The 279-nt window shown below is 58.8% G+C and carries 1 protein-coding gene; it reads right to left on the bottom strand.

The annotated features are described in order from the left end of the window. Positions 1–279 (bottom strand): adenylate/guanylate cyclase domain-containing protein (locus QSV46_RS39585; protein WP_314964075.1); only part of this gene is annotated, 279 nt, incomplete at both ends.

The following is a 279-nucleotide window of genomic DNA, read 5'->3' as shown; positions in this document are numbered from 1 at the left end:
GCATAGGCGCGGACCGGGCGGGCGATGTTTTTGAGGTTCTGCTCGCCCAGATCGGCGAACTCAGCACCGACCTTACCTCGGACTTGATCGTAAGCAGAAGACGAAATGCAAATGCCGCCGGGCTCTGCGATGTTCTCAAGTCGCGCCGCGATGTTAACGCCGTCTCCGAAGATGTCATGGGCCTCGACGATGACGTCGCCGATGTTGACGCCGACGCGGAAGGCAATCCGCCTGTCTTCCACTCTAGCGATTGTAAGGTCCTTGATGGAGGTCTGGAAC

It is taken from the genome of Bradyrhizobium cosmicum, from assembly GCF_032290525.1.
GTDB lineage: Bacteria > Pseudomonadota > Alphaproteobacteria > Rhizobiales > Xanthobacteraceae > Bradyrhizobium > Bradyrhizobium cosmicum_A.
Note: the sequence above shows the minus strand (reverse complement) of the source record. Positions and strands in the feature narration are given on the sequence as shown.